We start from the raw sequence: 9,994 nt of genomic DNA on the forward strand, positions 1-9,994 counted from the left end.
CTCGCCCTTCGGGCCGTTGCTAAAGCAACGTTATCCTTCACGTTTAATATCTGAGTAAAACATTAAAATTGGTGGGTCGTGCAGGATTCGAACCTGCGACCAATTGATTAAAAGTCAACTGCTCTACCAACTGAGCTAACGACCCCTTGCGGGATGTACTTCAAATCTATTCAGGCTGGTGGGTCGTGCAGGATTCGAACCTGCGACCAATTGATTAAAAGTCAACTGCTCTACCAACTGAGCTAACGACCCATTCGGGTGTTGCCTGAATCATCACTCGGAACCAATAAAATTGGTGGGTCGTGCAGGATTCGAACCTGCGACCAATTGATTAAAAGTCAACTGCTCTACCAACTGAGCTAACGACCCGAGTGGTGGGTGATGACGGGCTCGAACCGCCGACCCCCTCCGTGTAAAGGAGATGCTCTACCAACTGAGCTAATCACCCACTCTGTACTGCCGGAACTGCTTTAAGTGGTGGGTCGTGCAGGATTCGAACCTGCGACCAATTGATTAAAAGTCAACTGCTCTACCAACTGAGCTAACGACCCACTTTTGCGCTGCTTTCACGTTGTTTGATATCCCGTGGCAACGGCGGCATATATTACTGATTTAAGAATTCTGCGCAACAAAAATTTCGATGAAGATCACTTAACTGCTTAGGAATCATGCTGCACGACCAGAAATGACGCGATTTCTGGTCATGCGATAATCAACCCATCGAACTCAAACGTTTTTGCGCTTGTTTGGCGCCGTCTGTACCCGGGAATTTCGCAACCACCTGCTGATAAACCGCTTTGGCTTTTGCAGTGTCGCCTTTGTCCTGCATGATCACGCCGACTTTATACATCGCATCAGGCGCTTTCGGTGATTTCGGGTAATTTTTCACCACAGAGGCAAAATAAAACGCCGCATCATCCTTTTTACCCTTGTTGTAATTCAACTGACCCAGCCAGTAGTTCGCATTTGGCTGGTAAGTGGAATCAGGGTACTTCTTAACGAAGTTCTGAAACGCAACGATAGCATCGTCCTGGCGCGATTTGTCCTGCACCAGGGCAATGGCCGCGTTGTAGTCCGTATTCGCGTCACCGCTCTGTACAGGCGCACCAGACGACGCGGAGGCATCTGCCGCAGGTGCAGGCGTCGCCGCACCGCTTTGATCGCCTGCTGCTGGCTGTGCTGCTGCTCCGCCGCTGTTCAGGCTATCCATCTGCAACAAAATTTGCTTCTGGCGCTCCACAACCTGATTAAGCTGATACTGACTCTCCTGGATCTGGCCACGAAGGGAATCAATATCATTCTGGTTATCGGAAAGCTGCTGCTGGAGTTGAGTTAAAAGCTGGCTGTGAGCGTTAGAAATACGCTCGAGTTGAGTGACCCGGTCTTCTACCGAGCCTGAGCCGACACTACTGATTGGTGCCTGAGCAAAAGCGGCCCAGGGGGCCGCTATTCCAACCAGTAACGACAGACTCATCAGATGATGTCTGAAGTTACTGCTCATGCAATTCTCTTAGTAAACGAGTACGGCACGACGGTTTTTGGAGTAAGCCGCTTCGTCGTGACCCAGTACTGCTGGTTTTTCTTTACCGTAAGAAACGATGGAGATCTGGTCAGCAGAAACGCCTTTACCCTGGAGGTACATTTTCACAGCGTTTGCACGACGTTCACCCAGGGAGATGTTGTACTCCGGAGTACCACGTTCGTCCGCATGACCTTCTACGGTGACTTTGTAAGACGGGTTGCTACGCAGGAAGTTTGCGTGCGCATCCAGCATTGCAGCGAAGTCAGAACGGATGTCGTATTTATCCAGATCGAAGTAAACGATGTTGTTCTGCTGTAACTGCTGCATCTGAAGACGCGCTTGCTCTTCAGAAGACATATTGCCATTGCCGTTAGCGTCCATACCGGTGCCGGCACCCATCATGCCTTCGCCGCTCTGGTCATTGCTTGCGTTCTTGTTAGAAGAACACGCTGCGATTGCCATAACAGGCAGAGCGATCATCAGCCCCTTCAGCACTTTGTTCAGTTGCATTTCTAAGATTCCTTTAGTAATCAATTAATTATTATTACAGATACGGCGACCAGGCAGGTGATTTTACCTGTCCATCAGTTGCCGGAAGACGCGCTTTGAAACGCCCATCTGTAGAAACCAGATTCAGCACGGATCCCATCCCCTGAGAAGAGCTGTAGATTACCATGGTGCCGTTAGGTGCCAGACTTGGCGTTTCATCCAGGAACGTTGACGACAGTACTTGTACGCCCCCCGTTACCAGATCTTGTTTGGCAATGTGCTGCTGACCACCCGCAGTACTGACCATTACCATTGTTTTACCATCGGCACTGACGTCAGCATCCTGGTTCTGAGAACCTTCCCAGGTAATACGCTGCGCTGCTCCGCCGTTGATATTCACTTTATAAACTTGTGGACGACCTGCCTGGTCAGACGTAAAGGCCAGATTCTGGCTGTCCGGGAACCAGGTTGGCTCAGTGTTGTTGCTACGACCATCCGTGACCTGACGGATCTGACCAGAACCAATATCCATCACGTACAGGTTCAGGCTACCGGTTTTAGACAGGGCAAACGCCAGTTTGGTACCGTCCGGAGAGAACGCAGGCGCACCGTTGTGACGCGGGAATGACGCAACCTGACGCACAGCACCGTTAGAGAGCGTCTGGATGACCAGCGCGGAACGGCCGCTTTCGAAGGTCACGTACGCCAGCTTAGAGCCGTCCGGAGACCATGCCGGAGACATCAGCGGCTGTGGTGAACGGTGTACGGTGAACTGGTTGTAGCCATCGTAGTCAGAGACGCGCAGCTCATAAGGGAACTGGCCGCCGTTGGTCTGTACTACGTACGCGATACGGGTACGGAACGCACCTTTAATACCGGTCAGCTTCTCAAACACTTCGTCACTCGCCGTGTGGCCTGCGTAACGCAGCCACTGCTTGTTCACCTTATACGTGTTTTGAGCCAGAACGGTACCCGGCGCACCGCCAGTATCCACCAGCTGATAAGCGACGTTATAGCCGCCGTCTGGCGCAGGAGTAACCTGTCCGACAACCACGGCATCAATACCCAGTGCAGACCATGCAGCAGGTTGAACTTCCTGAGCGGTACCCGGCTGCTGCGGCAGACGAGAACGATCTAAGGGGTTAAATTTACCGCTGTTACGCAGGTCAGCTGCAACAATGCCGCCAATATCTTCAGGCGCAGCGCCCGGGCCTGCCCACTGGAACGGAACGACACCGATTGGACGCGCTGAGTCGTTCCAGTCGGTAATGTCGATGCTTACTGTGGCATGCACTGCTGACGTCAACAGTACTAAAAAACCAAAAGCTAATCGTAATGCCTGCTTCATCATATCTCCCTTATCCGAACAATAAGTCCTGGATAATTTAGCAGAAGGTTAACAAACTCAAATACACAAAACTATCAGAACCCGATAACCGCAGCTCTGCTTATGGCTTAAAGTTCAGCGAAGCGTCTTTGAACACTTCATAGACAGCCTGTGACGGAGGTTTTGGCAATTTTGCCTGGTTCACTGCCACAAGTGCAGCCTGGCATAACGCTTCATCTCCCCCTTCTGACTCAACGCTCAGCACCATACCATCCGTAGCCAGTTTAATATGCAGTCGGCACGTTTTCCCGGTATAGAGCGATTTATCGTTAAGTCTGCTGGCAATAGCCGCAGCAATCTGATTCTTATAGTCGTTGATCTCAGCGCCAGAAGCACCGTTGTTCTTAGTGTTACCACTTCCTGCCGGTGCTGCGTTACTTCCTTTCGCCCCACCGCCCGTTTTCGGTGCATTCTTACCGGAGCTCAGGTCGCCCAGCAGATCGTCAACCCCTGCGGCAGCGGCTTTTTCCGCAGCAGCGGCCTTTTTAGCCGCGGCTTTTTCGGCAGCCGCTTTCTTATCAGCAGCGGCTTTCTCAGCTGCCGCTTTTTTATCAGCAGCGGCTTTTTCCGCAGCGGCGGCTTTTTCTGCCGCAGCTTTCTCGGCGGCGGCCGCTTTTTTCGCAGCATCGGCAGCCGCTTTCTTCTCTGCTTCCTGCGCAGCTTTTTTGGCGGCTTCCGCTTCGGCTTTCTTCTGTGCGTCAGCCGCCGCTTTTTTCGCCGCTTCAGCTTCTGCTTTCTTCTTCGCATCAGCAGCGGCTTTCTTCGCCGCTTCGGCTTCCGCTTTCTTCTGCGCATCAGCCGCCGCTTTCTTCGCCGCTTCTGCGGCTAACTTAGCCTGAGCATCTGCCTGCGCCTTCGCGTCTGCTGCGGCTTTGGCTGCCGCCTCTTCCGCCTGCTTCTGCTGTTCCTGAGCTTTCTTCGCTGCGGCTTCAGCCTGTTTCTGCTGCTCCGCCTGCTCTTTTGCGGCTTCCTGCGCCTGCAAACGCTCTTTCTCAAGCTGCTTCAGACGTTCCTGCTCGGCGGCCTGCTTTTCACGCAGCTCTTCCGCCTGCTGTTGCGCCTGTTTTTCACGCTGTTCTTCCGCGCGTTTTGCGCTCGCCTGCTGCTGTTGCTGGCGATTATAGTTCTGCACTACCGCACCGGGATCCACCATGACGGCGTCGATGGACGAGCCTCCACTGCCGCCTGATGCATCAAGGTGCTCATCGAACGAACTCCAGATCAGCGCTGCAAAAAGAATTACGTGCAGCACTGCGGAGACGATTATCGCTCGCTTAAGCTTGTCGTTCTGTTCGGTTGCCTTTGACACTATCGGTTCCCAAAAACTACGCAGATGATCAAATAGGCTGAGTCATTAAGCCAACTGACTTAACGCCCGCGCTATGTAGCAAGTTCAGCGCTTTGATAATTTCATCATATGGTACGTCTTTCGCACCACCGATTAAGAAGACCGTCTTCGGATTTGACTCCAGGCGTCGTTGCGCTTCAGCAATAACCTGCTCTGGCGGAAGCTGATCCATACGATCTTTCTCTACCACCACGCTGTACTGCCCTACGCCGGAAACCTCAATGATGACCGGAGGATCGTCATTGGTGCTTACCGCCTGTGATTCTGTCGCATCCGGCAGATCAACTTCCACGCTCTGGGTGATGATGGGCGCTGTCGCCATAAAGATCAGCAGCAGCACCAGCAGCACGTCCAGTAACGGAACGATATTGATTTCGGACTTGAGCTCGCGACGACCTCGTCCACGCGATCTGGCCATGGTTTACCCCTTGTTGCTCTCGGTGCTGGTAAACGCCTGACGATGCAGAATCGCGGTGAACTCTTCCATAAAGTTGTCGTAGTTCAGTTCCAGTTTGTTCACGCGCTGGTTCAGACGGTTGTACGCCATTACCGCCGGAATTGCGGCGAACAGACCGATTGCGGTCGCGATCAGTGCTTCTGCGATACCCGGCGCAACCATCTGCAACGTTGCCTGTTTCACCGCCCCAAGGGCGATAAAGGCGTGCATGATCCCCCACACCGTACCAAACAGGCCGATATACGGGCTGATGGAGCCAACGGTTCCGAGGAAAGGAATATGCGTTTCAAGATTTTCCAGTTCGCGGTTCATGGAGATGCGCATCGCACGCGACGCTCCTTCTACCACGGCTTCCGGCGCATGGCTGTTAGCGCGATGTAAGCGAGCGAACTCTTTGAAACCGCTGTAGAAAATTTGTTCGGAGCCTGAAAGGTTATCACGGCGTCCCTGGCTTTCCTGGTACAGACGAGAAAGCTCAATACCCGACCAGAACTTATCTTCAAACGCTTCGGCTTCGCGGCCAGCGGCATTGAGGATACGCGTTCTCTGGATGATGATGGCCCAGGATGCGATTGAAAAACCAATCAAAATCAACATGATAAGTTTAACCAGAAGGCTTGCCTTCAGGAACAAATCAAGGATATTCATGTCAGTCACTGCTTAAACTCCGCGACAATAGACTTAGGAAGCGCACGAGGCTTCATTATGGTTGGATCAACACAGACAATCAGGACTTCAGCTGAGTTCAGTACCGTATTCTCTGCATTGACTATCCGCTGCGTGAAAACCAGTGAAGTTCCGCGCATTGATGTAATTTCTGTTTGAACTTCGAGCATATCGTCGAGTCTGGCAGGCGCAAAATACTCAAGCGTCATCTTGCGTACCACGAAGGCAACTCGCTCAGCCAACAGCACCTGTTGACTAAAGTGATGATGGCGCAGCATCTCTGTGCGTGCCCGTTCATAAAAAGCAACGTAGCTGGCGTGGTAGACCACACCACCGGCATCAGTATCTTCGTAATAGACACGTACCGGCCATCGAAACAGCGTTGTATTCACTTTACATCCCGGTAATACAAGAAAAGTTGGAGCTTTCAAACTTCGCTACTATACGCGCGGGAATGATGGTTTGGAATGGGGGAAAGTAAACGGAGAGTAAATTTTTATGGGCCAGGGTAAGCCCATAACGTTAACGGACATTTCTTATTCAGAAGAAGAAGAAAATCAAACCGGCGAGGAGAACCAGATCGGCAATCAGTGGGCAGAAGATGCCCTGCCAGTGAAGCGCTTTCGGACGAAAGCCGACACCGTGAATCACGCCTGCGCACACCGCCCACATAATCAGGAAGCCGTGCCAGATTTCAAGCTCGCTGGTTTTCGCCGCGAAGCGCGACGGGTCCCAGAAGATACAGCCTGCCAGCAGTAATGCCATAATGAGGGAAAGCGCCCTCAAGGGGCGCTTATCCATTACCGCATATAACGTTGCGATAATATTCATTAGTGCTTTTCTTCACCTGCTTTGGTCGCTTCTACATGCTCAAGCGCCAGGGCAGTGATGACACCAAACGCACAGGCAAGAAGCGTCCCTAAAATCCATGCGAAATACCACATATTCAGCTCCTTACTTAGTACATAGAGTGGGTGTTGCTTTCGATATGTTCTTTAGTGATACGACCGAACATTTTCCAGTAACACCAGATGGTGTAAGCCAGAACAATCGGAACGAACACGCAAGCAACATAGGTCATTAAGTTCAGCGTCATATGGCTGGACGTTGCATCCCACATGGTCAGACTGGCATTCATCATGGTGCTGGATGGCATCACGAACGGGAACATCGCAATACCGGCCGTCAGGATGATGCACGCCAGCGTCAGGGAAGAGAATACGAACGCCAGAGCGCCTTTCTCCAGACGAGACGTCAGCACGGTCAGCAGCGGCAGCAGCACACCCAGAGCCGGGATAGCCCACAGCACAGGGGTATTGTTGAAGTTCACCAGCCATGCACCGGCCTGACGCGCCACCTCTTTGGTCAGCGGGTTAGACGGCGCAGCATGGTTGATAGCAGACGTCACCACGTATCCATCAATACCATACACCACCCACACGCCTGCCAGCGCGAAGCAGACCAGCGTCACCAGCGCCGCCACCTGAGCGGTAGCGCGGGAACGCAGATGCAGTTCACCTACGGTACGCATCTGGAGATAGGTTGCCCCCTGGGTGATGATCATCGCCACGCTCACCACGCCCGCCAGCAGACCAAACGGATTCAGCAGCTGGAAGAAGTTACCGGTATAGAACAGACGCATATATTCGTCGACGTGGAACGGTACGCCCTGCAACAGGTTACCGAACGCTACACCAATGACCAGCGGTGGAACGAAGCTACCGATGAAGATGCCCCAGTCCCACATGTTACGCCAGCGGGTGTCTTCAATCTTGGAACGGTAGTCGAAACCCACCGGACGGAAGAATAAAGAAGCCAGCACCAGAATCATCGCCACATAGAAGCCGGAGAACGCAGCCGCGTAGACCATCGGCCAGGCAGCGAACAGCGCGCCGCCTGCGGTGATCAGCCACACCTGGTTACCGTCCCAGTGCGGGGCGATGGAGTTGATCATGATTCGACGCTCGGTGTCATTACGACCGAGGAAACGGGTGAGCATGCCCACGCCCATGTCGAAACCATCGGTGACCGCAAAACCAATCAGCAGAACACCGATCAGCAGCCACCAGATAAAACGCAATACTTCATAATCGATCATTTGATGACTCCTGTCTTAGCGTGCCGGCTGAGTAGTCGCAACAGACTGCTCGTAGTGGTAGCGACCGGTTTTCAGGCTGCTTGGGCCAAGGCGCGCGAACTTGAACATCAGGAACAGTTCAGCCACCAGGAACAGGGTGTACAGACCGCAAATGAGCAGCATGGAGAAGATCAGGTCGCCTGCGGTCAGGGAGGAGTTTGCTACCGCTGTTGGCAGCACCTCACCGATCGCCCACGGCTGACGGCCATATTCCGCAACAAACCAGCCGGACTCGATAGCAATCCATGGCAGTGGGATACCGTACAGCGCGGTGCGCAGCAGCCATTTTTTCTCACCGATACGGTTACGAATGACTGACCAGAACGAGGCCGCGATGATCAGCAGCATGATAATGCCGCAACCCACCATGATGCGGAACGCGAAGTACAGCGGCGCAACGCGTGGAATAGAGTCTTTGGTTGCCATCTGAATCTGCGCTTCCGTCGCGTCGGAGACGTTCGGGGTATAGCGTTTCAGCAGCAGACCGTAACCGAGGTCTTTCTTCACGTCGTTAAATTGATCGCGAACGGCCTGGTCGGTAGAGCCGGCGCGCAGCTGTTCCAGCAGCGAGTAGGCTTTCATCCCGTTACGGATACGCTCTTCATGCTGCACCATCAGATCTTTCAGGCCAGTCACCTGTTTGTCGACTGAGCGCGTGGCGATAATACCCAGAGCGTAAGGAATTTGAATGGCGAAGCGGTTTTCCTGCGCTTCCTGGTCAGGCACGCCGAACAGGGTAAACGCTGCCGGTGCCGGCTGGGTTTCCCATTCAGCTTCAATTGCGGCGAGTTTGGTTTTCTGCACGTCGCCCATTTCGTAACCGGATTCATCACCCAGAACAATAACGGACAGAATCGCGGCCATACCGAAGCTTGCTGCGATAGCAAAAGAACGCTTGGCAAAGGCGAAGTCGCGGCCGCGCAGCATATAGTAGGAGCTGATGCCCAGCACGAACATCGCGCCGCACACATAGCCAGACGCCACGGTGTGAACGAATTTAACCTGAGCAACCGGGTTCAGGACTAGCTCAGCGAAGCTGACCATCTCCATACGCATGGTTTCGAAGTTGAAATCAGATGCGATTGGGTTTTGCATCCAGCCGTTCGCCACCAGGATCCACAGTGCGGACAAGTTGGAGCCTAATGCCACCAGCCAGGTTACCGCCATATGCTGGACTTTACCCAGACGGTCCCAACCGAAGAAGAACAGACCTACAAAGGTGGATTCGAGGAAGAAGGCCATCAGACCTTCAATGGCCAGCGGCGCACCGAAAATATCCCCCACATAGTGGGAATAGTAAGACCAGTTTGTCCCGAACTGGAACTCCATGGTCAGACCGGTTGCCACGCCCAGCGCAAAGTTGATACCAAACAACTTGCCCCAGAACTTGGTCATATCTTTATAAATCTGTTTGCCGGAGAGGACGTAAACCGTTTCCATGATGGCCAGCAGGAACGCCATACCGAGCGTCAGCGGCACAAACAGGAAGTGGTACATCGCGGTCAAGGCAAACTGTAAGCGCGACAGTTCGACTACGTCTAACATTATGACTCCTTGCTCATCGCATGAAGACTCCGAGAGTGAACCCCGTTAGATAAGGATCCACACGCATGCCCCAATACAAAGTAATCTGCTTCCCTTCTTCGTTGCTTATTCTCTACATGAGGAAAAAGCAATGATGAAAGGTTACAAATACGTTAAGAAAAAACCAAATTGATCCCGTAAATATAATACGCTGCAAAACCCTTACAATAAACAGGTTTTTATTCGAACAGATTTACGTTTTTCGACGGCGATCAATTTATAGCAAAATTACCACTTTTCGGCCATTTTGATCGGGAACAATTTAACGCCTTTTGGAGCCTTTTTCCAAGGATTAAACATTGATTTAAATCAAAAACAGCCAGAGCTGTTAATGATGTTTCTTTGTGGTACGGATAGTAAAAACCTTGTTAATAATATGTATATTTAAAGGCGTTATTGGTTAT

11 protein-coding genes and 5 tRNA genes are annotated in these 9,994 nt (G+C 52.4%); all 16 read right to left on the reverse strand.

Annotation, left to right across the window (positions count from 1 at the left end; genetic code table 11):
• Positions 1-69 precede the first annotated feature (69 nt).
• A tRNA-Lys gene (locus ACNQ0W_RS01875) sits at positions 70-145 on the reverse strand.
• A gap of 31 nt (positions 146-176) precedes the next feature.
• Positions 177-252: transfer RNA gene (locus ACNQ0W_RS01880), tRNA-Lys, on the reverse strand.
• A gap of 41 nt (positions 253-293) precedes the next feature.
• Positions 294-369 (reverse strand) — tRNA-Lys (locus ACNQ0W_RS01885).
• Between the two features lie 3 nt (positions 370-372).
• Positions 373-448 (reverse strand) — tRNA-Val (locus ACNQ0W_RS01890).
• A gap of 27 nt (positions 449-475) precedes the next feature.
• A tRNA-Lys gene (locus ACNQ0W_RS01895) sits at positions 476-551 on the reverse strand.
• A gap of 161 nt (positions 552-712) precedes the next feature.
• Positions 713-1,501 (reverse strand): cell division protein CpoB, encoded by a 789-nt coding sequence (gene cpoB / locus ACNQ0W_RS01900; RefSeq protein WP_003858574.1) that lies wholly within the window; start codon positions 1,499-1,501, stop codon positions 713-715.
• 9 nt (positions 1,502-1,510) lie between these two features.
• Entirely contained in the window at positions 1,511-2,032 is a 522-nt protein-coding gene (gene pal / locus ACNQ0W_RS01905; RefSeq protein ID WP_003858578.1) for a peptidoglycan-associated lipoprotein Pal, read from the reverse strand.
• A gap of 34 nt (positions 2,033-2,066) precedes the next feature.
• Entirely contained in the window at positions 2,067-3,359 is a 1,293-nt protein-coding gene (gene tolB / locus ACNQ0W_RS01910) for a Tol-Pal system beta propeller repeat protein TolB (RefSeq protein ID WP_017384962.1), read from the reverse strand.
• 100 nt (positions 3,360-3,459) lie between these two features.
• Positions 3,460-4,707, reverse strand: coding sequence for a cell envelope integrity protein TolA (tolA, locus tag ACNQ0W_RS01915; RefSeq protein ID WP_047053039.1), 1,248 nt, complete (start codon positions 4,705-4,707; stop codon positions 3,460-3,462).
• A gap of 28 nt (positions 4,708-4,735) precedes the next feature.
• Positions 4,736-5,164, reverse strand: coding sequence for a colicin uptake protein TolR (tolR, locus tag ACNQ0W_RS01920; RefSeq protein WP_003858589.1), 429 nt, complete (start codon positions 5,162-5,164; stop codon positions 4,736-4,738).
• Positions 5,165-5,167: 3 nt separating this feature from the next.
• Entirely contained in the window at positions 5,168-5,860 is a 693-nt protein-coding gene (tolQ, locus tag ACNQ0W_RS01925; protein ID WP_003858590.1) for a Tol-Pal system protein TolQ, read from the reverse strand.
• On the reverse strand, positions 5,857-6,261 hold the full coding sequence (gene ybgC, locus ACNQ0W_RS01930) for a tol-pal system-associated acyl-CoA thioesterase (RefSeq protein WP_003858593.1): 405 nt from the start codon (positions 6,259-6,261) through the stop codon (positions 5,857-5,859). Before ybgC ends, tolQ begins: the two co-directional genes overlap by 4 nt.
• A 148-nt stretch (positions 6,262-6,409) precedes the next feature.
• Complete coding sequence (ybgE, locus tag ACNQ0W_RS01935) at positions 6,410-6,700, reverse strand: cyd operon protein YbgE (protein WP_003858596.1); 291 nt, start codon at positions 6,698-6,700, stop codon at positions 6,410-6,412.
• A complete protein-coding gene (gene cydX / locus ACNQ0W_RS01940; protein ID WP_003858598.1) occupies positions 6,700-6,813 on the reverse strand; it encodes a cytochrome bd-I oxidase subunit CydX in 114 nt (37 codons plus the stop codon). The genes ybgE and cydX overlap by 1 nt, the downstream gene beginning before the upstream one ends.
• Positions 6,814-6,827: 14 nt before the next feature.
• The gene (gene cydB, locus ACNQ0W_RS01945) at positions 6,828-7,967 is read right to left on the reverse strand and encodes a cytochrome d ubiquinol oxidase subunit II (RefSeq protein WP_023303309.1); all 1,140 of its coding nucleotides are present in this window, start codon (positions 7,965-7,967) and stop codon (positions 6,828-6,830) included.
• A gap of 15 nt (positions 7,968-7,982) precedes the next feature.
• The gene (gene cydA / locus ACNQ0W_RS01950) at positions 7,983-9,551 is read right to left on the reverse strand and encodes a cytochrome ubiquinol oxidase subunit I (protein ID WP_003858601.1); all 1,569 of its coding nucleotides are present in this window, start codon (positions 9,549-9,551) and stop codon (positions 7,983-7,985) included.
• Between the last annotated feature and the right edge of the window lie 443 nt (positions 9,552-9,994).

It is taken from the genome of Enterobacter cloacae complex sp. 6730903, from assembly GCF_048283985.1.
GTDB lineage: Bacteria > Pseudomonadota > Gammaproteobacteria > Enterobacterales > Enterobacteriaceae > Enterobacter > Enterobacter hormaechei_C.